The 25581-nt window shown below is 46.3% G+C and carries 18 protein-coding genes; 4 read left to right on the top strand and 14 right to left on the bottom strand.

Annotated features, from left to right (window positions below; translation table 11 throughout):
• Nucleotides 1-45 precede the first annotated feature (45 nt).
• The 11 genes from cas7c to ACFOEE_RS09150 all read right to left on the bottom strand — a co-directional run bounded on the left by cas7c (nt 46) and on the right by ACFOEE_RS09150 (nt 15316).
• Nucleotides 46-915 (bottom strand): type I-C CRISPR-associated protein Cas7/Csd2, encoded by an 870-nt coding sequence (cas7c, locus tag ACFOEE_RS09200; protein WP_377123451.1) that lies wholly within the window; start codon nt 913-915, stop codon nt 46-48.
• A complete protein-coding gene (gene cas8c, locus ACFOEE_RS09195; protein ID WP_377123449.1) occupies nt 915-2717 on the bottom strand; it encodes a type I-C CRISPR-associated protein Cas8c/Csd1 in 1803 nt (600 codons plus the stop codon). Before cas8c ends, cas7c begins: the two co-directional genes overlap by 1 nt.
• A complete protein-coding gene (gene cas5c / locus ACFOEE_RS09190; RefSeq protein WP_377123447.1) occupies nt 2714-3394 on the bottom strand; it encodes a type I-C CRISPR-associated protein Cas5c in 681 nt (226 codons plus the stop codon). Before cas5c ends, cas8c begins: the two co-directional genes overlap by 4 nt.
• 70 nt (nt 3395-3464) lie before the next feature.
• Nucleotides 3465-5735 carry a CRISPR-associated helicase Cas3' gene (gene cas3 / locus ACFOEE_RS09185; RefSeq protein ID WP_377123445.1) on the bottom strand — a complete coding sequence of 757 codons (2271 nt, stop codon included), beginning with the start codon at nt 5733-5735 and terminating at the stop codon, nt 3465-3467.
• A gap of 577 nt (nt 5736-6312) precedes the next feature.
• On the bottom strand, nt 6313-8667 hold the full coding sequence (locus ACFOEE_RS09180) for a family 20 glycosylhydrolase (protein WP_377123443.1): 2355 nt from the start codon (nt 8665-8667) through the stop codon (nt 6313-6315).
• Complete coding sequence (locus ACFOEE_RS09175) at nt 8660-9649, bottom strand: sugar kinase (RefSeq protein WP_377123441.1); 990 nt, start codon at nt 9647-9649, stop codon at nt 8660-8662. Before ACFOEE_RS09175 ends, ACFOEE_RS09180 begins: the two co-directional genes overlap by 8 nt.
• Nucleotides 9642-11090 carry a sodium:solute symporter family protein gene (locus tag ACFOEE_RS09170; protein WP_377123439.1) on the bottom strand — a complete coding sequence of 483 codons (1449 nt, stop codon included), beginning with the start codon at nt 11088-11090 and terminating at the stop codon, nt 9642-9644. The genes ACFOEE_RS09175 and ACFOEE_RS09170 overlap by 8 nt, the downstream gene beginning before the upstream one ends.
• 242 nt (nt 11091-11332) lie before the next feature.
• On the bottom strand, nt 11333-11719 hold the full coding sequence (locus ACFOEE_RS09165) for a RidA family protein (RefSeq protein WP_377123437.1): 387 nt from the start codon (nt 11717-11719) through the stop codon (nt 11333-11335).
• Nucleotides 11712-13199 (bottom strand): N-acyl-D-amino-acid deacylase family protein, encoded by a 1488-nt coding sequence (locus tag ACFOEE_RS09160; protein ID WP_377123435.1) that lies wholly within the window; start codon nt 13197-13199, stop codon nt 11712-11714. Before ACFOEE_RS09160 ends, ACFOEE_RS09165 begins: the two co-directional genes overlap by 8 nt.
• A 3-nt stretch (nt 13200-13202) precedes the next feature.
• Nucleotides 13203-14054 (bottom strand): MurR/RpiR family transcriptional regulator, encoded by an 852-nt coding sequence (locus ACFOEE_RS09155; RefSeq protein WP_377123433.1) that lies wholly within the window; start codon nt 14052-14054, stop codon nt 13203-13205.
• A gap of 14 nt (nt 14055-14068) precedes the next feature.
• Nucleotides 14069-15316 carry an amino acid deaminase gene (locus ACFOEE_RS09150; RefSeq protein ID WP_377123431.1) on the bottom strand — a complete coding sequence of 416 codons (1248 nt, stop codon included), beginning with the start codon at nt 15314-15316 and terminating at the stop codon, nt 14069-14071.
• 189 nt (nt 15317-15505) lie between these two features.
• Here ACFOEE_RS09150 and ACFOEE_RS09145 point away from each other — a divergent pair, with 189 nt between their 5' ends.
• Nucleotides 15506-18442: a TonB-dependent receptor gene (locus tag ACFOEE_RS09145; RefSeq protein ID WP_377123429.1), complete on the top strand. Its 2937-nt coding sequence runs from the start codon at nt 15506-15508 to the stop codon at nt 18440-18442.
• A 318-nt stretch (nt 18443-18760) separates the two neighbouring features.
• Here ACFOEE_RS09145 and ACFOEE_RS09140 read toward each other — a convergent pair whose 3' ends face one another.
• The gene (locus ACFOEE_RS09140; RefSeq protein WP_377123427.1) at nt 18761-19618 is read right to left on the bottom strand and encodes a hypothetical protein; all 858 of its coding nucleotides are present in this window, start codon (nt 19616-19618) and stop codon (nt 18761-18763) included.
• Between the two features lie 692 nt (nt 19619-20310).
• On the opposite strand from ACFOEE_RS09140, the gene ACFOEE_RS09135 reads away from it, so the two are divergent.
• From ACFOEE_RS09135 to ACFOEE_RS09125, 3 genes are all read left to right on the top strand, one after another.
• Complete coding sequence (locus ACFOEE_RS09135; RefSeq protein ID WP_377123425.1) at nt 20311-20967, top strand: hypothetical protein; 657 nt, start codon at nt 20311-20313, stop codon at nt 20965-20967.
• A 123-nt stretch (nt 20968-21090) separates the two neighbouring features.
• On the top strand, nt 21091-21513 hold the full coding sequence (locus tag ACFOEE_RS09130; RefSeq protein ID WP_377123423.1) for a hypothetical protein: 423 nt from the start codon (nt 21091-21093) through the stop codon (nt 21511-21513).
• A 206-nt stretch (nt 21514-21719) separates the two neighbouring features.
• Nucleotides 21720-22121 (top strand): hypothetical protein, encoded by a 402-nt coding sequence (locus tag ACFOEE_RS09125; RefSeq protein WP_377123421.1) that lies wholly within the window; start codon nt 21720-21722, stop codon nt 22119-22121.
• A 96-nt stretch (nt 22122-22217) separates the two neighbouring features.
• On the opposite strand, the gene ACFOEE_RS09120 is transcribed toward ACFOEE_RS09125, so the two are convergent.
• Nucleotides 22218-23168 carry a carbohydrate kinase family protein gene (locus ACFOEE_RS09120; protein ID WP_377123419.1) on the bottom strand — a complete coding sequence of 317 codons (951 nt, stop codon included), beginning with the start codon at nt 23166-23168 and terminating at the stop codon, nt 22218-22220.
• 9 nt (nt 23169-23177) lie between these two features.
• Nucleotides 23178-25574 carry a TonB-dependent receptor domain-containing protein gene (locus ACFOEE_RS09115; RefSeq protein ID WP_377123417.1) on the bottom strand — a complete coding sequence of 799 codons (2397 nt, stop codon included), beginning with the start codon at nt 25572-25574 and terminating at the stop codon, nt 23178-23180.
• Between the last annotated feature and the right edge of the window lie 7 nt (nt 25575-25581).

The following is a 25581-nucleotide window of genomic DNA, read 5'->3' as shown; positions in this document are numbered from 1 at the left end:
AGAGTAAAGTCCATTAATCATAGACCTTACTCTTTAACTCATCGGCTAAAAATATTGTTTGGCTTCAACGCCCAAAGATTCCAACCCATCTGCATTAAAACTAATTTTGTAGTCAGAAAATGCTGCAGCTGGAGTACCTTCTTCCCCATTTACCCTTTCGACTGTAACACGCTCAAACAATTTATGTGCAGGGGCATTTCCTAAAGCATTTTCATGCTTAAACACAATTAAACTACGCCCTACCATTTCACCTCTGGCCGCAGAGTGGTCATGCTCGAACATCATTTCCAAAGCCTTCCAAACTTTCTCTAAATCTCCTTCAGAGAAGCCTGTTTTCTCAGCCAATTTAGCCGAAACAAAGCCATGCACGCGATAAAGTCCATATGGAACAATATGCTTTCGCCCCATAGTTCGTTCTTTTTCTAAATCCTTTTCGTTGGTGACTGCCATACGTGTAATTGAGATTTCTAGTGGAATAATCGGGTCGATGGACTTCGCAAATGCCAATTGTAATGGCCCGCGAACTTGCCCTGAGTTCACTTCAGTGGTCATTACAGCGCCAAAAGCACGAACATCAAAGAAGTTAGCACACATCCAATCCGTTACTTCTTTTGCCTTAGCTTGATCTTTTGGCAATTTTTTTGGCTCAGACTTAATTTCAAGCGCATCATACGCTTTTTGATTTTGTTGATTTAAAACACTTTTTTCCTGCACGTAAATGTCATAACCTGGTGAATTTTCTTCACTGAGCTGAATATAGTTTCGGATCTTGCGTTTAAGACTCACATCCGTTACCAAACCTTTGCTCGATTCAGGATCAAGTCGCGGCATATTTCCCGCGTCTGGATCTCCATTTGGGTTACCATTTGTCACGTCAAAAAAGTAAACAAATTCATAGCGGTTTTGGATAGTCATTAGTCATTCCCTTCTATCATTGATTCATCGGTTTTTATTTGTTCAGATTGAGAAAAGCGAGCATTTTTTTGATGGTAATAGCCAATCGAAAAGCGGCCTTGATGCTCAATTGAAAAGTGTCGTGGAAATTCTGTTGGTAGCATCGCCATAATGTTGCCAAGCTCTTTTTCCAACGTAACGGCTAGACCAGGTTTTTCCTTGCGCAATTTCGACAGGTGATGTTTGCTTCCAGACAATAGCCTTGGGTAAATTGAGTAAGGTACTGTCGATGCTGACGCGTAATACTTATCTGTAATTGTCGCATTGACTTTGTCACCCAAAGCATTTCGTTGAATATTTTCCAAAACAGAAAATAGCCTTCCTAACAAATATGCTGGGTTAGAATTTGACTCATCTAAACTCATAGAAATCTCCTCTTTTCCTAGTAATCTGAGCTCTCTTTGCAATACCGCTTTTACCATCGCGACTCGCAACCCACTAATATCGCCATCAGCCCTGAATCGTGATAACAATTGCGCCAATATCGCTCTTGGATAGCGTTGTCCCGTTAAAATAGCACGCATCAATTCACCAGCTAAATGGGCTGGCGCATCGTCAATTTTCGGCTTTTGCCCCTCTCTATGAGGTGCCAATTGCAGCAATAAACGCCACACTGACGGCGCAGTTTTCCAAGGCAATGGATTTAACGCCAAATCTTGAAAATGTTCCGCAAATCTCTGCTGAATATGCCCAAGATCAGTTTGCAGCCAAAACCGAATAGAAAGACGGGCAGCATTAGGAGCCAATCCTAAGATGAAAAATTGCGTATTGGGATCAAGATCAGGTGATATTTCTGCTAGTGATCGCCCTTTTACCAGCTTTTCCAATTCAGCACCAAGCGCCGCCACTTCGCTTTCATCGGTCGGCATTGGTGGGTTAAAACCCCTTACAAAAAATGCTTCTGCACTCTTGGCCTTTTGCTCACTCTCTGCCAGCGCCCAAAACACCACACTGGTGTCACCTAAGTTGATGACCTGATCATTCTCTCGGCGTAACAAGTAATTTAATGCTGTCGTGTAAGCAAAGGCCGCCTGTTCAGATACTGGCGCATTGTCACCTTGCCCTTTACCAAAAGATTCAAACGATTCTTTATTAAAAGAGACAATGGAAACGCCTGAGCTCTGCCCACCTGCCACTCCTTTAATGGCAGGATGTAATCTAGAGATAGGTGCTTCTTTACCTGTAATTAAGCACATGGCTTGTTTGACATCATCCGATTGCAGCAAACTGCCCCAAATCATTTTTGCTTCAGCTGATTCATGAATGTATTGACGCATTCCATCCAATTGGAAAACGACATTGGCGTCTAAGACATCTTGAGTGAGGATAGAGCTTGCAAAGCTCTCAGGCTGCCAGTTTTGTAAAAATATAGTTAAGGCTTTTAGTCCCTTGTCCTCAGAATGTTTTAGCAGCGATAAATGAGAATCTCGAAAGGCTTCAAATGTTGGTAAACATAATTCAAATACCGTATTACTGTCTTTATTGTTTGATGACGAAACGCCAAGAGAATAAGCTGTTTTATCCCACAGAAAGAAAGGTTTGGTAACTTTCCCTGGTCTTTTGAAGGATTGAGGTACCTGCATTAATTTTGGCTTTGGCTTTTTTTCGTCCGTCAAATTTGCAACCAGATCAACTAGCTCTCCTTGTTCTGAAAGCACCAAAATGTAGCTTATTTTCTCCTCGCTAAATCCAAACGTAGGAACTTTGCCTTGGTTATCATTATTAAGGCGTTCGTAGTATTGGGTTAAGGCCGATAAAATCATTTCACCACCTTCGACGATTGGAAAGGAGGCACATCTATCATTCCGCCTTTTAATTCTGCTCTGAAAAATCTAGGCTCAGCGCCGTTAGCGAAATCAATATCATGCAGCATCCAGCCAAGATCTTTACTGGCCGTCGCCAATTCTGATTGAGGAAAATCCCCTTCATGCTCAATTAGAGAAAAATACGCTGGGAATTCACGATTACCTAAACAAGGTTGATGGAAAAACTGCCCTTTACGAGCACGACGATTGAATATATCCAAGTGTTTCCCAATTGAATCTTCTGCACCAGCTTTGTCGCTTAGTACAAAATGCGCTTCAATGACATAAGCCACATCACGTAGCAAGGTCGTCGCTCTTTGCTGACGATTATCACCATCATCAATCAAAAAACTTAAATCTTGGGTACTTTTTCGTTTTATTGCTCCACTGACTTTGGCAGCGGATATTTTACAATTCCCAAGTTCATTGCGCCGAATAGACTCAAAACGAACTGGTCTCAGTACGTGAATACGATCAATTACCCAACAGATGGCGGGCTTCCAGTGAATGGCTTCCAAAATTCCCCTTGCGGCTGATGGGGTAATAACATCGTAAGAAACGCGTTCCACCTTCATTTCCGGTCGGGTAAAGCACGCATAGTCGCCCCATACATGCAATTTAATGCCATAAGCCATGATGCTCTCCTTTTGGCTTGATTTACCACACAAAATAATCCGCGCCCCTAAGGGCGACATTAAAAAATAATTACCATACTAAATTTTCAGTCTTGATAAAATTAGGTTCACTCCAACTGAGCCCAGATTCTGAGTCATAAATGTCCATGTTTACTAACTCCCAAAACTGCTCGTCAAAACGATGTGGGGCAATTGTTTGAATAACCCCAGCAAATCGTAAGCTGTCAAAACCACTTTGTGGGATCTGTACAATATACGGCTGTAGCTTTCTTAAAACGCGACTCACTTCATCCGTAGATTCAAGTTCGTTCAATAACTTGCGCGCTTCATCGTTATAAGGGATTAAAACCGGACACATAAAGCTGTCAATCATTCTGAAATCACTAGCAATTCTCTGAAGTGGAAAGTCTAACTTCGAAGCACCAATTCGACAGGCTTTTAAAAGCTGTTTCTGATCAAGCTCATCCCCTTTGCGCCAATAAACATTGGAGAAATAATCTTTGATAGCCATTTGGTCTAATATGTTGTCATGACCTTTTCTCAGTACCGCTCGCATATCCGCAGAGAGCCCTTTCAATTCGGGTGGAATAGGCCAGTCGGGAGATCTGAAAATCCAAACATGGCTATCCGCTTTTAGCCATAACCGTTCACGATTACAGCGTCCTGCCGCTTGTGCAATTGAATCTAAGCCAGCTTCAGCTCGCATCACGCACGGGAAACTGACATCCACGCCAGCCTCGATCAGCGACGTCGAGATTACACGACATGGCTGAGGGTTATCTGGATTTAAACGCTTACGAATTTTATCCAAGGTTGCCGTTCGATGTGCGGCACACATTAAGGTTGTTAAATGAAAAACCCCTTCTGTCTGCATTGCCTTAAGTGTTTGGAAAAGCGACTGAGCATGACGGCGATTATTTACAATAGTAAGAATCTGTTTGTTAGCCTGAATACGAGAGACTAACTCATCATCACTTAATTCTCCCAAATGAGAGACATTCACCAAACTGAGTTCGTCAAAAAGTCTGGTTGGATCAGGGGCAATCTCGCGGACATCTTTAAATCCGTCCGTAAAATCAGGCTCACATAGTGCCGGTTGAGTCGCGGTGCATAGTACAACAGAGCAGCCATAGTTGCGCGCCAACTCATCAATTGCGGCCATTACTGGGCGGAGAAATTTAAGCGGGAGAGTTTGTGCTTCGTCCAGAATAATCACACTGCCCGAGATGTTATGTAGTTTGCGGCAACGGGAGGGACGGTCAGCAAACAAGGACTCAAAAAACTGTACTGCCGTAGTCACAATCACTGGCATATCCCAGTTTTCCATTGCCAGTTTTAGTTTATCGCGAGTTTCCTCTGCTCCTTCTACATCCTTTATTTTACTATCGTCAAAATTACTGTGGTGTTCTAAAACGGCTGACTCACCTAAATCACCAAATGCTTCACGAAACACTTTGGCATTCTGCTCGATAATACTGGTAAACGGGATGACATAGATAACTCTGCGCATGTTATGTGCTAAAGCGTGATCTAATGCAAAGGCCATTGAGCTAAGGGTTTTTCCGCCCCCCGTCGGCACAGTTAAAGTGAATAATCCAGGAGTAAGTTTCGCTTTGATACGAGCAGTATCTAGAATCTCTTTACGAAGTTGATTAACGGTTTGCGTTTGGTCAGTACTTTTGATCTTGTCAGCTAAAGCTTGATCAAACTGTATTTTTAACTCTGCTAATTGAGGATAATCTCCGCGTAATAAGGGCTTACCTTCAAGCTGTTTATAGAATTTATCAGTATCAATGAAATCAGCATCAACTAAACACGAAAATATCATTCGAATTAAAAATGCAAATTGGAAACCTTGCAGATCCGCATTAGGATTTGGTGATATTTCAGGAATAAGAGACTCGATAGATGGCAAGACAAGTTCAGACTGCCAAGCTTCACTATCCAGCGCAGGTATGTCTTTTCCAAATTGCAGGTTCAACCGGTCTTTTAGAGCACGACGTCCAGCTCCCTCACCAGAGCCATTTGCTAATCCTGCATGATGCCCTGCTATAGCGTATGCGATCAGATTACCGAAGGGAGAGGGTAAAAGTTCCGTGGCAATTTTAGCGCCAGCCGTAGCATGATCTACCTGGTTTGGAGCACCTTCAAGTCTCGCCTGAAACTCTCGGCTATATTTACCCAAGTCATGCAAAAGACCTGCAAGATACGATAATTTAGCTGCTTTAAAATATTGGGAATTAAATTCCGCTCCCAAAGCAACTCGACATAGGTGATCTTTTAATGGTTGCCAGTCAGACTTGTCTTCCCTATTTCCTGAATGTCCAAAGTACTTACTCATGATCGATACCTTTTTGATTGTGCAAGTTGCCGCTTACTGAAACCCCTTTGCCTTGCAAACCCTAATTTTTCCGCAAGTTGTGCCGCAAGTTTTGCCACTGCTTCGAGGTGCTGCTTAACCGATTGGTGGGAACCACCCGCAAAATTGGGGTGTGCAATATAGTGCGTACCGTTCATTTTTATTCCTTATGCTGGGTAGTTCTGGGGCCGCTAAACCGTTCCAATTTAGCATCCAAACTTTATGGCAATGGGTGCTAAATCACCGCTGGTTTTTGTTCGGTATTGGTGCCATTCGTGCTTTTTTAGTTTGTAATACTTTGAACTTATGCCGCTTTAATTGCAGATGCAATCCTGCTTATTTAACCAGTAAAATTTTTTACAGGTCTAAATGCAATTACACGGCGTTACAGCGTGCTACTTTTAGCAACGAACTATTTGCAATAACTTAGAGTGCTTGGCAAAGGAAGGGATTAATCTGCTTTTCTTGCAACAGTTTTAAACATCACTATTGCAGGAAAAGCCATATTATAAAATACCTGTTTTCAAAGCGCCTTTCGCCTTATTTTGCAAGGTGGCGCTTACTTTAGGTATGACCGACAGGTTTGCGCTGCCGCTTTAAACTGTGCCAGCAGTTCACCGACACGCACAATCACGCCTTGGTGCTCATATATTGCTGGCACGTTTGTCGAGTTCATCGCGAGTTGTGCGCCTAAGGTTTTCATCAACGCTGCCCATTCAGTGTGGTTGGCTAATTGTCCTTGCAATTGGCGCCATTGGTTTTGCCAAGTGTTGATTTGCGCGGTGATGGCGGCGTGTTGCTGCGGTTTACACTGCTTGGCATAGTCATTAATGTCATACGCCAATTGGATCAGGGTAAGGCTTTCGACTGGTAGGCCATCCGCTAAACGATTCAGTGGCGCGAGTTGATGGTATTCACCACGCAAAAACGCCTGATGGTGCAAAGTGTAATAATGAACTGGTTCTAAAAATTGGCTCAACCACTTCAGCGCGGTAAGGGAATACGGCGCTGGCCAACTCGCTTGCTCGGCCAGCATGGCCAAATGCTGGATTGCTTGTCGCTGATGACGTAAGCCAACCACTTGGGTGGCGTAATCGGAGGCAAAAGCCAAACGGCGATACATATCACGTTCGTCTTGCACGGTGGGCGCTGACCAAAACCGCTCACCAATGGCAAATAAGCGCGGCCAAATGCGCACATCTAAATTCGCGGTGGTGATAATTTCGCTCCAAATGGTGGCTTCACCGCCCAGCACTTCACCGCCGATGACTTTGCCTTCAAGCACTTGCTCGGCTACTTCACTAAGCTGGGTATTTAAGGCCGATAGACTGAGCGGCTCAATGGCGGTTGCGGCAAATTGATACGCGGTATTGCCTATCTCAGCGTGGTTATGTTGTGGCTTTTTGCCGATGGAGAGTTTTGTGGGGCCAAGCCAAGTGTCAACATTCACCACATAAGCACGTTCAGTTTGCTGCACTTGGGTGGTAACAAATTCGCCTTTGCCGTTAATGGCTAGCCACGCCGCAAGCTGACCTTGATACGAGAAGAGTTGGACTTTCCCCGTGACTGCTGCGCCTTTTAAGCGAGTTAACGTAAACTCCGCTGCGGGGAGTAAGGTATCAGCTTGTTTGATTGGCGTCTCAAGCGGTTGCGGGTGGTTTCGATAGTGGTAACTGGTCCACTGCGGTTGGTCGATGTAATAGCCGCTTGATAATAAGCCCGCAAACCCGGCTTGTTGAATTGCCCGCAGTGAATGATGGCCGCGCCATGACTGCACTAAGGTGGATTTATCCAGCATAGGGTGCAGCACTTCGTCCCACCCTATCATGGTTTTATGGTGCTTTCGTAAAATCGTACTCACGCGCTGATTAAAATAGGCGTGTAACGCTTCTGCATCCTGAAGCTGGTTGGCAGCCATAAAGGCTTGAATTTTGGGGTTATTGAGCCAATCATGGGGTTCAACTTCATCGCCACCGATATGCAGATAAGGGTCGGGGAATAAACCGCTTAGCTCAGCCACCACTTGATCTACAAACTCGTATACTGCTGGGTTGCTGGGGTCGAGTAATGGTCTAAATACCCCCCAGTGCCTTTCAATTTCTGTTACTGGCTCACCACTGCCAAGCTCTGGGTAGGCTTTGATAATTGCACTTGCATGGCCCGGTACATCAAACTCTGGCACCACACGAATCCCCAGCTTGGCGGCATAAGCCACCACCTCACGGATTTCCGCTTGGCTGTAATAGAGGCCGTCTGAGGCCAGTTGGTGGAGCTTGGGATAGCTGTTCAGTTCAATTCGCCACCCTTGGTCATCGGTTAAATGCCAGTGAAAGACATTGAATTTTGCGGCTGCTAAGCCATCCAAAGTGCGTTTTACATCCGCCAGTGGGAGAAAATGCCGCACACTGTCAAACAATAAACCGCGCCAGCGATAATGCGGCTTATCCACGAGTTGTTGCTCGGCCACAAAGCCACTGTGTTGCTGCTGAAAATACAACTGACTAAGACTTGCAAGGCCACGCAGCATGCCGTATTGGTTAGCGCTTTTGAGTGTCAATTGCTCGGCGGTGAGCGTTAATGTATAGCTTTCGTCTTGTTCTAAACTTGGAGTAGCTGGCGCTAAGGTGTCGATATCAATTTTGAGAAAGCCTTGCGGCTGCCAAGCGAAGGTCACTTGTTTGGCGAGTGCCGAGTGTTCGAGCAATGGCAACAAGGCTTGCTGATGTGCTTGGGGTAATTGCACGCTTAACGTTGCTGGTAATTGCACGGCTTTTGTCGCAACGTTATTGGTTGAGACATTCACCGCATAGGGTTTGGGCATTAAATAGTCGCTAGCAAATAAAGGCGTTGTGGTGAGTAACGCTAGTATCAATAGCGCAGCCGAAGTCAGGTTTGCAAAGCAAGTTTTAAACATGTGAATACTCCTCTAAAGCAACGCTCGTCTCAACAATGGCGCCGGGCGCCATGATCACTTGGCCAGCCAATTGCTGGGCGATGGTTACCGCTGTTGCTATGGATTGCCCTTGGTTACGGGCGGCCAAATAACCGGCTGCAAAAGCATCCCCTGCTGCTGTGGTGTCTACAGGCTTGCTGATGGCGGCAACCGCAAAGCGTTGTAATTGCGCTGCGGTTAACACTAAGGTGTCTTGTGTGCCTTGCTTGATGACTACTTCGGCTTGCGGGTAGCTACGATAAAACGCCACCATCGCCGCTTCGTCACTGTCACCAAATACCGCACTGTGGTCGTCATTGGTAATAAGCAGCACATCGGCTAATTGATATAAAGTGTGATACCACTTGGCTGCCACTTGCGCTGCACTTTCCAGCGTACTTTCCACATTACTTTCCGCCGCATTGTCGTCTTCATTATTAAGTGCGGCCTGCCACAGCTTGGCGCGATAATTACTGTCAAAAATCACGCGCCCCCCAAGGCGCTTTTGTAGCACAGCCAAGGTCAATAACTGTGCTCGGTCGGCGGGCGATAAAATCGCCAAACTAATGCCCGAAAAATACAAATTATCGACCTCACGATTTGCAATCGCGGCTTGCAGCTTCGCGGCTAGCGGGGTTTGAAAATACGCTCTTGCCGCACTGTTGCTACGGTCATAATGAAACGTTCGTTCACCGCCTTCACTCAGCGTAATGCCGTAGCGTCCCAAAGTGCGTTTGCTATCTATGGCAAGATACGTAACGCCAAGACCTTCAGCTTGCCATTGCTGCAATGCTGCGGCGCTCAAAGCGTCGCTCCCCACCGCCGTGGCGTACTGCACCTCACACTGAGTCCCACATAAACGTTTAAAATACACTGCGCTATTGTAGGTATCGCCGCCAAACCGCAGTTGCTGCGCAGGGTTAAGCTCTTGCATCGCTTCGCCAAAAAATACCCAATTAGTCATGGTTCATTTGCTCCCGCTCAGCCGCTAAAATCGCCTGTGCTGCAACCGCATTATGACGCTGCGGTGGGGTTAAAAGCGTCACTACACCCGCGACAAGCGTGGCAATCAATAGCGCAGGCACAATGGGGTTGCCCCAAAATGCTTGCCAGCTGGGGATTAACAATATCGTGATGGAGGTCAGACTTGAGGTACCAAGCGCCGCCATAGCGCCCTGCCAGTTAAACCTTGGCCAAAAATGCCCAAGCAACACGCACACACATAACCCTGACATTAAAGTAGCCACCATATTAGTGATATAACCAATCACATCATTGGTTAGCAGTGCCAACAGTAGCGCCAAAGCAATAGTGGCAACTAAACCTAAGCGTGAGATCAGCACCACTTCCGAGGCTTTTGGCATGCGCTTAAAGCACAAGCGGTAGATATCACGCACCACCACACTGACTGCAGCAATGGCATCTGAGCTCGCACTTGAAATGGTGGCAGACAGCCCCGCGATGATCACCAACCCAGCTAACGCCAGCGGCAAGGAGTGAAACGCCATAAACGGAAATGAAAAGGCGGGATTATCAAGGCTTGGGTCTAGCTTATAAGCCGCCATGCCAATCACCGCAGGGACAACCGCAAAGGCCAAATACAAGCCACCAGAAAGATAAAACGAGCGTTTAATGCTGTTAACGTGCTCACCAGAGTAAATACGTTGACGAAACGAAGGGGCAACCAACACCCCGACCAATACCGCCATAAATAACGATAAGCCATGCACTGGACCAATTTTATCCAGCGCCAAAAAGCTTTGGTTAGCAACTGGCTGCGCACTGGCAATGGCGCTTAATCCGTCCGCTTGATACAGCGCAACAGCGGCCATTAAGAAAAACCCCACAAACAACACCAGCGCTTGGATAGAGTCAGTCCACACCACCGCAACGTAACCGCCAATCACCACATACACGCTAAAGCCAAGCGCAATCAGTAACTTTGCCGAAAGCGGGTCAATTCCAGTGAGCCACGCCAAATACATGCCGCCACCAAGAATATGGGCACCAAGCCAGCCGATACTGGCGACAAAAATCACCACCGCAATGGTGTTCTTCACTATGGCTTCAGCCCCCACATAAAAGGCCACTTCTTCACTCATGGTCATAAATTGTTGGTCGCGCACGGGGGCAAATAACTTCGCCAGCAGCAAAATGCCACAGGCACCGCCAAGGCCGTAAATCATCCCAGCCCAACCATTTTGATAAGCAAACCCTACCGCCCCCATTGAGGAACCCGTGCCCACCATAGTGGCCACCGTAGTGCCTAAGGTCAGAATAAACGGCAGGCGTCTGCCCCCTAAAAGAAAGTCGTCACCGCTGCGATTATTACGACTGACCCACCAGCCGAACCAAATCATAAACAGCAGATAGCCGACAAATGCCATCAATAATTGCCACTTCATACGACACCCTGTTGTTGTGTCTGGCCAGACGCGCCCTTAGCCCTATAATTGTATGGAATAAGCTAAAGTACTAAAGCGCAAGGCCATCTTGTTGTTCACCAAGCGAGACTGGCTATTGAAAGTCACACCGTGTTGGCTAGGTTCGCTCAGCGCAATCACATAGCAAAGCTCTGCTTGTGGATGCGCTTACTTGCCGCTTGCTCGCTTGGCGTAGTTATTATTTTTTGTTATGGGGTATTGGCTTAATTCGGTGCCTTGTAACAGGTCACATCCACTTCGACTTTACAATCCACCACTAAGTCTGCCACTGCGCAAATGCGCGCTGGTGGATGTGCGCCAAACACTTCCTTAAACACTTTGTTGAATGACTGAAAATAGCGTGCATCGGTCAAAATTACCGTTACATGGACTACATCAGCGAGGCCGTAGCCCGCATCCGTCATAATGTCGAGGCAGTTTTGAATCGCCAAACGGGACTGCTCAATAATACCGCCCTCAACCACTTCTCCATCTTTCATTGGCGTTTGGCCTGATACCATTAACCAACCACCGGCTTCCACCGCGCGGGCAAACGGTAAATGTTGTCCGCCCGTGCCTGTACCACCTTCAATTCCAAAGCGTTTAATCATGTTTAGTTGCTCCTGTTGCTGCTAAAAACTGCCCAGCGCGCGCGCAAAGCACTTGTTGTTGTGTAAAAGTCATGACGCCATTGACCCATACTTGGTGGATCCCTTTGGCAGGTAGACTACTGTTAACAAAGTCAGCGCTGTCATTGATGGTTTTATCATCAAACAACACTAAGTCTGCGTAATTCCCGGTGCGCACTTCCCCGCGACCTTTAAGCGCAAAATTGCGTGCACTTAAGCCCGTCATTTTGTGAATTGCCTGCGGCAAGGAAAGTAAGCCTAACTCGCGGCTATAGCGACCAAGTACCCGTGGAAACGAGCCCCACAAGCGTGGATGCGGATGCGGATCGCACGGTAAACCGTCCGAGCCAATCATGGTTTTTTCAAAGCCTAAAATGGTTTGAACGTCCTGTTCATGAAGGCCATGATACACCGCCCCCGCAGGCTGTAATCGCGTGGCGGCATCTAATAACGAGGTTTGCCAAACCGCCGCGATTTCCTTGAGCGTCATGCCAGCCATATCTGGGTAAGGCTGTGACCAAGTGATAAAAATCGTAAAATCGTCAGTCACTTGTTTAAGATCTAAAGTGCTTGAGCTGGCGGCATAGGGATAGGCATCGCAACTACATTGATGATGTTGTCCGTAAGCGCTAAGCGCCGCCAATAATTCTGGGGCGCGTCCCCAATTTTGTTTGCCGGCACATTTCAAATGCGAGATCACCAGCGGTAATTGATGTTGGCTGGCAAGGCTAAAAGCTTCGTCCATGGCCTCTAAAACGCCATCAAATTCAGTACGTAAATGCGTGGTATAAATGCCGTCATACTGCTTGACCACTTCGCACAGCGCCGACACCTCGCTGGTAGGCGCGGCGTTTGCGTTGCCATACGCAAGCCCCGTGCTTAAACCTATTGCGCCATCGCGCAGCGCATCGGCCAGCTGGGTTTGCATCGCGGCAATTTGTGCAGCAGTAGCAGGTAAGGATAAATCGGCCATGTGGTTATTACGCAGCGTCGTGTGGCCGACCAATAACGCCACATTGACATTAGCGGGCGCACGCTCAAAACGGGCGCGATAGCCTGCCACTGAGCTAAATTGAAACTCTGTGTCTGCGCCCAATAAATTCATTGGATCTGGTGCTTCACCGCTAAGCGTTGCTGGCGCGGCGCTAATGCCGCAATTCCCGGCTATCACTGTGGTCACGCCTTGGGTGATTTTGGCCGCCATATCGGGGGCGCGAAACACTTCAAGGTCGTCATGGGTGTGCACATCAATAAAACCCGGTGCTAAACATAGGCCATGGGCCTCGACCACAGTTCGACTAAACTGCGCCGTTGCCAGCGCACTTAAATCACCAATGGCGACAATTCGCTCAGCCACTATAGCCACATCAGCGACAAACGGGTGACCGCCCGTGCCATCATAAATTTTGGCACCGACAATCAAAGTGTCGAACGTGGCCGAAGTAAGGTTGAGCTCTGCCATTGTTTAGTCTCCTAACGGTGAACGGTCTGGTCCGTGGCGGTATTCATCCAGCTCGTGTTTAATGCGGCGTAATTTCTCGCGGGATTTTTTCTGGGTGCGAATGGCAACTTCAGCCGCCAACACATCCACTGCGGCCAACATCGCGTAACGCGCCGTACTGGGTGTGAAAATATAGTCCGACTCGTTGGTTTTAATCGGTAAGTGATAATCGGCCACTTCTTGCAATGGGCTCGCTGGGCAAATGGCAATCACTTTGGCACCGTAATCTTTGGCAATGGCCGCTGCGGCCAATAAGTCTGGTGAAAACCCCGTCAGCGATAACAACACCAACACATCGTCGGCATCGACACTGGCGGCAGTCATTCGCATCATTACTGGGTCGCTATATGAATTGCTGAGAATATTAAGCCGGAACAGTCGGTTATGGCATTCATCCGCCACCACACTGCTGCCACCGCCAACCCCAAAAATCAGCACATGACGGCTTTTGGCCAAACATTCAGCTGCGGCTTCAACCACGTTTTGTTCAATTAAACCAGCATTGATGGTCAAAATATCGTGGATGGCTTGATAAATGGCGGGAATATCTTCACGCACACTTGGTTGGTCGTTATTAAACCGCTCGCCAACGGCTTGTGCCTGCGCCAATTGCAGTTTCATATCCCGCACATTGTCACAATCCAGTGCTTTGGCTAAACGCGTGATGGAGGCATGGCTGACCGAGGCTCGTTCCGCCAACTCATTAATACTGGCGGCGGCACAGAAGGCAACATCAGCTAAGATCAGCTGCGCCACTTGTTGCTCAGATTGGCGCAGATGCCCCATACGTTCTTTAATTCGTGCGATAATATCCATGTTGCAGCGCTCCATTAAAAGTAAGTGGCATAGATATCAACCACCTCAAATTCGGCGTTGACTACGTTAAGGTAGCGCCACTTATCAAATGTTAAACAAGGGTGCGAGGTGGCAAAGGCGATAATGTCGCCCACTTGTACGTTGGCAGCAGGGGCAAACCGCATCATGGCATGTTGGTCCATCATCCGCTCCACTTGCCAATCAGGTTGCGCGGCGACAATTTCACCACTTTGGGTAACCTGTCGTACTGGTTTTGGCATCCCAGCATCAAAGGCGACATCCCGTTTACCCATGCCAATAATGGCTCTCCCCGGCTCTGGCACAGATTGCACATAGGCCCAAATCTCCAGCGCGGAAACCAGCTCGCCTTGTAGTGAGCAGGCCATTTGGCTGCGCGCCAAAACCGCGTTTTGTGCTTGTTGATAAATGCCCATATCATGGCTGATATAACAACCGGGGCGAATTAACGGCACAATCGCGCCAGGCAGTGGCACCCGATTAAACGCTTCGCACACTAAATCATAGTAAGCCGAGCCACCTGCGGTCAGTAGCACAGTGTCACTGCCAAAAGCGCCTGCGCTATGTAAACGCAAACAATATTGCACCGCGTTATCCAACAAGGTTTTAATTGCTTCAAGGTCGTTTAAAACCCCTTCGTACAATTCTATCCCTGCGAGCTGTAACGCTGGTGCCGCTTGCACCGCGGCGATAAGCGTATCGCACTCAGCGGCGTCAATTAAGCCACAGCGCCCTTGTGGCACACCAAGTTCAACCAACACCTTAAGCTTAAGCTGCTGGTTTGCAAAAAAATCATTCAACGCGCTCACATTGGCGGCGCTATCCACCAAACAGTAAAACTCAACCTCATGGCTTTTAAGTAAGTTGGCAATTGCTCGCATATTGGCTTTGCCGACTAATTGATTGGCCATCAAGATACGTTTAGCACCCGCCGTGATTGCCGCGCGCGCTTGATGTGGGGTCGCAACGGTAATCGCATACGCACCTGCCGCTAATTGCTGTTTAAACAACGCGGGGATCATGGTGGTTTTACCATGCGGCGCCAGTTTTACTTGGTGGTGGGCAGCAAAATCGGCCATCCATTGAATATTTTGCGCGATGTTATCGGCATAGATAACGGCCGCCGGTAAGCTCACATCGTGGTGCGCCAAGTTCCAACCTTGGGCGTAGAACTGCTCGTAATGGCCAAGGCCTTTGTTATTGCGGCAGATTGTTGATAAATCTTGCACACTTATTTTTTTCATAGTTAAAAAACCTTACCAGTCAACAGATTAAACCTAAGTTGGAAAATATTTTGTGACTTAACTGCAATTGTCAATTGCATTTCTATTAAATCTAATGTTAATTAATAACACAGTAACAGTCAACAGATGTTACTTTAAAACAAAACAAAAACCACAACACACATCAACAAGTAGCATAGGAGTATTAACATGGGTCAGCATGTTCGCCATCATCAGCCACTGCGCCGTAATTTGGTCGCGGCCAGCATTGCCACCATTTTAGGCTGCGTTAGCCAGCTCAGTGTTGCCGCCAGCGGCGACGAAACACAACTCGAAGTCATTGAAGTTCGTGGTATTAACGCCAGTAAAAAACAAGATCTCAATAACAAGCGCTTTCATGATGGCGTTATGGACTCTATCACCGCAGAAGATATCGGCAAACTGCCTGACGTAACCATTGCTGATACTTTACAACGCATCCCCGGTGTACAAATTCGTCGCTCGGCAGGTGAAGGTTCCACCATTAACGTGCGTGGTATGCCGCAAGTCACGACTTTGCTCAATGGTGAGCAATTTCTAAGTGCCGGCGCCATTACCCAAGTACAACCCGACTTTACCGATATTCCCGCCGCGCTCATTTCTGGCATCAATGTGCTTAAATCCCCTGCAGCCAGCACCTTAGCGGGCGGTATTTCTGGCACATTGGATTTAAAAACCCGTAAACCGTTTGATTTAACTGAGGGTTATACATTCTCCCTTAATGCAGAGGGCACTCGTGGTAGTTTGTCACAAGAAAACGACCCAAAAATTGCCGCCTTTGCGGGTTACCAAAAGGATGATTTTGGCATCATAGTCACTGCCGCTTACGACAGTAACACGCTGGCCAACTACCGCAATGGTACCATTCTCAATTCAACGGAAGTGATCAGCGAAAACAGCCGTGATTTTCGTGATATCAACCAAGATGGCGACTTGAACGACAGTTTCTACAGCCAACGTTTTTACGGCATTATGGACCGTGAAACCGAACGTGACCGCCTTGGCCTGAGCACCACAGTACAATACCGCTTTAGCGATGCGCTGCTTTTTACCGGCGACCTGTTTTACACCGATATGGATGACGCAGACCGCAAACAAGGGGTGATGGTAGACAATGCCCGCGGGCCAAATTGGGCCTACTCAGATCAGTTTATTCCGCGGCTTGCCAATGACAGCGGTGGACAAATTTACACCGCCAACAACATGAACTTAAAAGTCCGTCGGGTAAGTGCGTACTCAGAGAGCTTAACCAACGACCGACAGTCCACCAACTTAAGCCTAATGTTAGAGTTTGCTGGCGATGGTGCTTGGTCTGGTACTGCGCGCTACTTACATGGTAGTGCGGAGCGTGGCCATACTGAAAACGTTGCCCACGGCTATTTAACCTCTGGCGCCCAGCATGGCTTGCTAAAAAATAACGGCGACGGCCCCACCCCAGTGAACCCCAACGGTTATGGCCCTGATCCCGTCGATGTCAGCTTTAGCCGAGGCGGCGATTATATCCAGTTAGGTTTTGCGCCGGGGTTTGGTAGCGATATCAACAAGTACAATCTGGTTTCAACTTACTCAGAAAATAACTTTGAAGAGGAAGCCACATTAGATGTGCTGCGCTTTGACGGCAAATATGATTTTGCCCTACAACACCTGCAAAATGCCGAATTTGGGGTGCGCGTTGGCAAACGCGATGTTGAGCGTGAAACCTATATTCTGGTGGCACCTTTTACCAGTGGTAACTTTAGCGCCGATGTAATGTGGAAAGATTCTGGCGCGTCACTCGGTGATACCAATGGCGATGGTAAAAATAGCGTCGCGGATGGCGATTTAACCATAGGCCAGCCGCATTATTTTGCCGACTTACCTGAGGGTTGGGTGCAGCAAGTCAATGGCCTTGGCCCAGGAGGTGACGACTTACAGTTTTATCTTATCAATCCAAAAGTGATGGACGACCCGTTTGCCTTCCAAAATGCGCTCTACCCCGGCAATAAAAAGCTCGCCAACCCCGAGCGCACCTATCAAGTTAAAGAGCAAACCCAAACCGCCTATATGCAATTTAACTTTGCAGGCACCATAGCAGGCCTTGATTACAACGCCAACTTAGGCGCGCAATACGTGCGCACTGAATTAGATATGCTGCAAAATCAACTGGGTTCAAGCCGCCCTTGCTCACTGTGTACCGCCAGTGAAAAAACCGGTGAAAAATGGCTCGACCGCAGTTACTCAGACTTTTTACCCACCGCCAATTTCAATTTAAACCTTACGGATGAACTTATTTTGCGCGCCAGCGCCGGTAAAACCATGACCAATTTAGATATTGGTAAGCTCGCTGGTGGTATCAGTGTTGGCCGTACTCGCGCAGGCGATGTACTAGCAGCAGAATTGGGCGTAAGCCCAGACTTGCTAGTTGCGGTGCAAGGCACGCAAAACGGTAACCCAGATCTCGAACCGTGGCGCGCCAATAACTATAACCTCGCGTTGGAATGGTATTTCAGTCAGAGCGGTCTACTCAGTATCACCGCGTTTAAAATGGACATTGAATCTTTTATTGAGCGCGGCACCGTGATGTTAGGACTACCAGATATTGATGGCGTGGTGCGTCGTGAAGTGCCTGTTGCTACTGAGGTGAATGGTGAAGGCGGTAAAATTGACGGCTTTGAGCTCACTTACCAACAAGCGTTTGATTTCTTGCCCGCACCGTTTGACGGCTTAGGTATGGCACTAAACTTTACTTATGCACCCAGCGACAGCGCCAACGTCGATGTGTATGGCGACACCTTACCGATTCAAGATAACTCGGAAAAGTCCGCCAATGCCGTGCTCTGGTATGAAAAAGACGCCCTACAACTGCGTTTAGCGGCCAATTACCGCAGCGACCGTTTGGATAGCCTAAGTAGTGCGCTTGGCAAAGGTGTGGTGCCATTTTGGACTGCCAGCACTTTGTATTACGACCTCTATGCCGGTTATGAGTTTGCTAAAGACAGCAGCGTTTACTTGTCGGTCAGCAACTTAACGGAAGAAAAAGAAGATATTTACGCTCAGTGGTCAGATAACGTGATCACCCAAAATATCTTTGAGCGCCGCGTCACCCTTGGGGTACGTACGCGCTTCTAACCCGTTTGGCACACTTCTGCCCTAGTGCCTCAGTCTAACTGAGGAGACAACGCACCTGCGTGTTTTGCCAACCCCACCGCACTCATCCCCTGTGCGGTGGTTTTTTACTAAAAACGCCAAAACCTATTAACCCTCAAATTAAATGCCCATAAAAATAGCATCTATTACACCACTAGAAGCACGTTGAGTGACCATTCTAGACAGTATTTCTACATGGATAAAAGCACTCTCGAAAATCTCATTAGCCTCGAAAAAAGCCAACATTGGAGTTGTAATTAGCGATGAGTGAACGCGAGAAAAGCTTTCCATCGTTAATTGTTATAAATTGATAATTTGCTTTTTGCTGAGCCTAGTAGCTTTAGCAATGATATCAATGTCTACCTGAAGTTCTCTTAAGTTTTTTGCAATATCTTTTACGCTCAATTGCTTAGTATATTTCGAATAATAGCCAGAACCGTATTTCACGAGTATCTGATCAACCTCAAACTCAGATTTATTGGAAATTCTAGCTATGTCTTGAACGGCTACTATTGCTTGAATATCACTTATCTTTTCAAGTCCGAACTCATTTTCAAGAACTTCTTTTACTCGCTGATCAGGTTTTACGGTTTCAACACCAAATACCATTCTTAAGTGCTGAGTAGTGGCGATAGCGACATTCTTAATCTTACCTATTGGATCTGATTTTAAGTTATAAAGATCAACATTAATCGCCCATTTATGGATAGTGTCGTAGTCACTTTCTGACTTGCTTTTCCTCATTGCGTTTATCGCCTTGATAATTTCACAAAGGGTCTCGTATTTTTTATTGTCCCTGTGCCCCCACAATTCGAAAAAATCTTCTTTTGATGTTCTTTTTAAAAGATTTTCCAACTGTTTTACGCTTTTAAGGTTTGGATGCAATTTTTCAATTCGTTTAAGATTCGGCAAAACGACCTTGTTATAGTCTCTATTAGCAGAGAGTATGACTTCAATAATTCCGATAGCTGGTTTTTCAGTTCCTTTTCGTCCAATTGATGAAAGTGACTTTTTTGCTGCTTTTGCTATTGTGATAGCGCCATACTTTTCATATGAATGCGATGTTACTGTAAGGGGCTTACTGCCGACTTCTTTCAGTTTTTTTAAAATATCAGCTTTAGTATTTATCTCTAATATCGTCTTTTTTACTCTTTTCACAATCGGTATAACCTATAAAACCAGAATAAATGATAAAAAATGCTCGACTAACATGTTGAGCAATTAGTATACGCCAATCGTTAAAAATCCATTCATTGACACGCTTTTAAAGTGTAAATGTGCTCTAAAAACAATTTAAATTATTGACGAAAAAACCCCCATTTACAACATACTATAGTTTCTGCGATTAAATGTATTCTTCTCGCTCCCGCGCTCCGCGTGGGTGCGGAAATGGGTGGTGACTACAATGGCTAATTGGCTTTGGAAACTGTTATTTATAATCACCTCTGCCGCTTTGTAGGCGTCGCTTTACGGCTCCTTTATCACCGATATTTTCCTGCTGATTGCGGCTTATAACTGTGTTTTTAAGCAGCGCTTGCTTGACCATAAACTGATTTGGGATGGGATGCGCTGCGCGGTTAAAAAAGGTTGCTTAAAGCCCCTGAATTGGCTGTAATGAAATCATAAAAAAACACGACTGAGCAATGCTAGGAAACGCAAAGTAAGGTAACGGATTGAGCAAACCAACCACTTACCCCTTAGGCTTAAAAAGCAAATTCCCATAGCATAAACTACACCAAGCTACGTGCAGGTAGCGGCTCAGTTCAACACATGATTATGTGACACAAACAACGTGTCCCATAAATACTAAGATGTTATACGTATAGAGCACATTTTAGATAGAGGTGTTAATGGACGATAAATATGACCTATCTGGTTTGCAAAGTATTTACAATGAAGCAATTGAGAGAGACGAACCTACCATCGTATTTGAGCTAAATAATGGACAAGGAAAATTCCTCTTTATGATGTTTTTCGATTCAGAAGATGAGTCCACCAAAGATCAATTATTCGTTTTTATGCGAAATACCCAGAGAATGGTGAAACTAAAGCTTTATGGAAACCACCATAGAGGACAATTCTATTTATACCTTAAAGATTACGTGAAAGACTGGTTTAAAAAAGAGCTATTAATCGATAGTGCAAACTCTACCCAGCGTTTTGATTTTGATGTTTTTTTTGCTTCTTTAAATAACTCTATTCCTCAGACCTTACCCTTACAGGCAAAAATTAAAAAATTACGGGATTTGTGGCCTGAAGTATCAAAAGACCTACCAAAAGAAATTGTAGACGAAGACGAAAAAACTATCTTACTTGGCGATAAGGCACTTCCAACAGGTAGTAAGCCGAGAGAAAAAACTCTCCGTAAACTTTATTTATATGCTGATGGAAATGCTGATGATATCACCACATTAATTAGTAATTTAAAAAGGTTAAATAGGACTGTGGCTTGGACAAATGATATAAAAAAAATAGACAAGGCTATGAAAGTCAAAGACCTGATCTAACAATAAGTATCAAGGGGCTCAAGGGCGGACACAAAAGTTTGGCTTGTCGTTCGTACCTCACTAATTTTAAGCCAAACTTTTCTGCCGCTTAGCACGGCGTATATTTTTTAGATTAGGTACAGCATGGAAGCCAGTTTAAATTTCAAAACTGAGATGTATATGAGACCAACAGAGGGGGTTAGCTTATCATCTACTGATATTGAATTACCGAAAAAAGTTAGATGTTTGATGATGAATGCAGCGTCGGATGAAACAGATATCGTAATATGTAACGATAGAGTATGGGTAATATCAAACTCACTTGCTAAGCATGCATCACTGGCTGATTATGAGGAATTTCAGCTTTGTTATCAAAGCCCAGCCAAAGGCGCAGGAAATGTAGCCATTAAAGCAAAACCTAAATCAACCCATTTAAGTTATTTTTCTATACTCAATTTTGGAGTCTACTCAGAGAACAACATTACGGCAGCTGTGTGTGCTTGTCATCTATTAGAAAATCTTTTAGGCTATCAAATCAAAATTGCTTATCATGGTTCAGATTGTTGAAAATATAGCAAGCCAATTAATTTGATGAATTTTTCCTCCTTAACGAAGATTGTTAACACTGAACAAGATTTAGAATTGCTACCTATCTGTTCTAACTGAAAAGTTGTCAGTGCAAATCTATCGGTCGACCATGGTTGGCTTACGGAAGAAGGGCTTTTTTCTCGCTCCCACGCTCAGCGTGGGAGCGGAAATAGGTGGTAACACCAATGGCTAATTGGCTTTGGAAACTGTTATTTATAATCATCTGTGCCGCTTTGCTGGCGTCGCTTTACGATTCCTTTATCGCCGCAGACAGTCTCGCTGCACCCCATCTATTATTGGTTAGTCTTGCAGTTTTTATTATCGATATTTTCCTGCTGGTTGCCGCTTATAACTGTGCTTTTAAGCAGCGGTTGCTTGACCATAAACTGATTTGGCGCGTGTCGTTACCTGCTTACTTTATCGCTAACTTATCGGTATTGTATTTTGACTTTACAGAATATGCTGACGGTTATACGGGTTATGAAATGGCAACTAAGTGCGTTGTCACTGTGCTTATTTTAACCGTACTTTTTTTAACCGCAATTAGCCTACCAATAACCAAACTTGCGATATCTAAACCGCAGTAACGGCTTAGGCCATAGAAACTTACTCAGCCCCACTTAACTTAGCCATTTAAACTCACAAAAACGAATAGATAAGCAACCCATTTGGGTTGCTTATCATCACAGGATATCTTTGCGAGTTGGCATGGCTGGGCAGGCGCCTTTACTTTGGCAGGTAAAAGCGCCGCATAGTACGGCAAATTTTAGTGCTTCTTTTACTGCGTGTTTATCTTGCAATAACGCCGTTGGCGCCAGTTGAGTCTGGTGCGAAATATCGCTTAGCTTTGCGAAAAAACCACTGACTAAGCTGTCGCCTGCCCCTGTGGTATCGACGGCGTTTATCTGTGGCACGGGAATTTCGCGGTAAAAATCGCGCATGTGGAGCTGTACCGCCGAGCCGCCATTACTGACTATCACCACGCTCAGCGCAAAAGATGCAAACAACCATTGCAGGTAATCTTCGTTGGAGATGGCCTTGCTTGCCGCCATATATTCTAGCTCTTCCAAGCTAAACTTTAGTACATCGGCAAAGTGAAAGACTTGTTCAATTCTGTCAGTCAGCTCTTCCACATCATTCCACAACCCTAAGCGCAGATTAATATCAAAGCTTATTAACTGCTGGTTTTGCCGAGCGCACACTAACATGGCAAGGGTGGTGTAGGCGCTGTCCGTTTCCGTTAAGGTATTTGAACAAATATGGAATATCCCATTGTTTGGCCATTGGATGGCCTTCAGCTCCGAGGGCGGAAAGCGTAAGTCTGCGGTTCTATGGCGATAAAAGCTAAATCGCCGCTCTCCTTGGGCGTCTAACTGCACAAACGCCAGCGCCGTTAAACTGTTCGGCACTGCGATTAAGTGTTGGCAATCCACTTGATACTCAGCGACCGTTTTTCGCAGCATTTGACCAAAAACATCGTCACTTAGGCCGCCAATAAAGCGGCTTTCGCCACCTAATTTGCGAAACCCAACGGCCACATTAGCTGGCGCACCGCCGGCAATGGGGTCAAAGCCCCCACTGCCGTTAGGTAACATGTCGATGAGCAATTCCCCAAAACACGTTAAAACCGTCATAACTACCTCTTAAAACACATATTTTAAGGTGACAGAAGTGGTGCGACCATTGATGGTACGCGCTCGAATAATGCCGTTATCAGGAATGCTGCCTTCCTCTGCTTCGGTGATCCCAACCGTATCAAACAGGTTGTTGACATTCAGTGAGAGGTTTAACGCACTCGACAAGTCATAACTGATAAAGCCATTCACTTGGGTATAGCCATCAAACTTGAGGTCGTTGTTGTCTTGGGCATAAGCATCTGTGGTGCCAATCAGCGTGACCCCTGCGGCGCCTTGCTCAAAGTTGTAGCGTGCCATTAGCGAGTAGATAAAGTCTGCTTGGCGTCTTGGTGTATTGCCGACCACCTCTGGTGTGAGTGCATCTTTGGCAATTTCCGCATCTGTCCAAGTAACATTACCGCGCACATCAAAGGAGCCGACAAAATACTGGGCTTCTAGTTCAATCCCTTGTGCTTCGTATTTGCGGTCAAAGAACTTTTGTGTAGTTGCTTCAAAGTTCTGCTCTTCGGTTTGCGCAAAAAATGCCGTTGCAAACAAGCGTAAATTATCAAACCTTTGTTTGAGACCAAGTTCCAGTTGGGTGACTTCGTCTATCGCATCTTCTTTTGCCACACTGCCATCAGCGCGTACTTTACCAAACAGCAGTCTATCTGCATTGGCTCTGGCGCCTTTACTGTAGCGCGCAAATACGGCTTGATCAGGGCTGAGTTGATAATTACCACCAACCGAGTAGCTGGTATACGACCAGTCATAATTCACCGCGCTGGCATTGGCATTATCGATACCTGCAACCGCTTCTTCTGGTTTTGAGATCATGCCATCACGGTTAATGTCTACGCTGCTTAGAGCTGCACCTGCGTAGTTACCTTTTGCCTCACCGCTATCATGGCGCACGCTGGCATCTAACGAGAGGTTGTCAAACTTAGTGGAGATTGCAAAATAAGGTGCTTTAGTATCGTAATCGGTATTGTAGTTGCGCTGGCAGCAATTGCCCCAATAAGGCACGCCATAGGCATATAGGCCATTTTCAGAATACGCTGTGCCATCGGCGCTGCTCACATTCACCAGTGCGGCGTTATTGCCTTTTACTTCAAGTAAGTAGGAGTTCCATAGCCAAGACATATCAATGCTTTGGTTAGACACAAAATAGCCGAAGGTAAAGCTGGTGTCGCCAATGGTTTTGCTGAGTTTGAAGTCATTCATCAATGCGCCAAAATCATTCATCGCAACATCAAACGTATGCACCCGCATTAGCAAGTCGTGGTCAAAAGCTTGCCCCGCCTGTGGGCCATTGGCATAACTTAAGGTTGCACCCGCTCCGGCAATACTCTCGGCGATTCCTTGGCTATTGCCAACTTCTGCAGGGAATGGCGACATAAATGTGCCGCTCACGCTGGATTTACGTAAGCGGTTTTCCACCGTCCAATCATTTCCCAACTCTAAATTTGCTTCAAAGCCAACACTATTCACTACTGGGTGCATGCCATCGCGCATGTCGCCTTGGCGAATTTGGTTATCTCGACCAAGCCCAGTGGTTGATAAGAAATACGCAGAATGTGGGGTGTCTGCTAAGGCATCAAACCCAGCGATGGAGTCGCCGTTGGCGCGCATGGGCATTGGCAGATAACCGGCACTTTTGTCGTCTAAGTGTTTGTAATACAAACGCACGTAGCCGTTCTTAAGCTCTTTGGTTAAGTTGGCTTTTATTTGACCGCCACGATTGGAGGTATAGCCAGTATCACGCGGGCCTTCGCCTTGGCGAACAAATCCACCGACATGAAAACGCACAGAATCCGATAAGTAACCGCCGTATTCAAAGTCGGTGCGGGTTTCATCGTAGTCAAGGCCAGTGGTTAATGCCACACTGCCTGATTCGGACTCACCAGTTTTAGAAATAAAGTTGATAATGCCACCGGGCGCGTCGCTGGCGGCTGTTGATGCCGAGCCACCACGGATAGACTCAATGGTTTCAACGGTGTTATCTAAACGCATAAAGATATCGGCGTTACCAAACGCAATGTCGCCAAATTGCAGTACTGGTAAACCGTCTTCTTGCAGTTGCAAAAATTTTGCGCCGCCCGATGCCACCGGCAAACCACGAACCGCGATATTCGCATTGCCTTCACCGCCTGTCGATTCTGAGCGCACCCCCGGAATAATACGAAATGCTTCGGCGGTGCTACGCGGGGTGGCGACTGACACTTGCTCCAACGAGACACTGCTCACTGAGACACTCGACGCCATTACCGTGGTTTTCTTTGGCACGCCCGTGACAATGATTTTCTCGAACTGATCTTGGGCTGCATTTTTTTGGGTGGTTTGCTCTTCTTGTGCATTGACGTTAAGGCTCATTGCCAGTGTTAGCGCACTTAACGTAAACCGCACTACATTACTTGTTGTCATAAGGTGC

Source organism: Pseudoalteromonas fenneropenaei (assembly GCF_042643375.1).
Lineage (GTDB): Bacteria > Pseudomonadota > Gammaproteobacteria > Enterobacterales > Alteromonadaceae > Pseudoalteromonas > Pseudoalteromonas fenneropenaei.
This window is presented reverse-complemented; position numbering and strand designations above follow the sequence as displayed.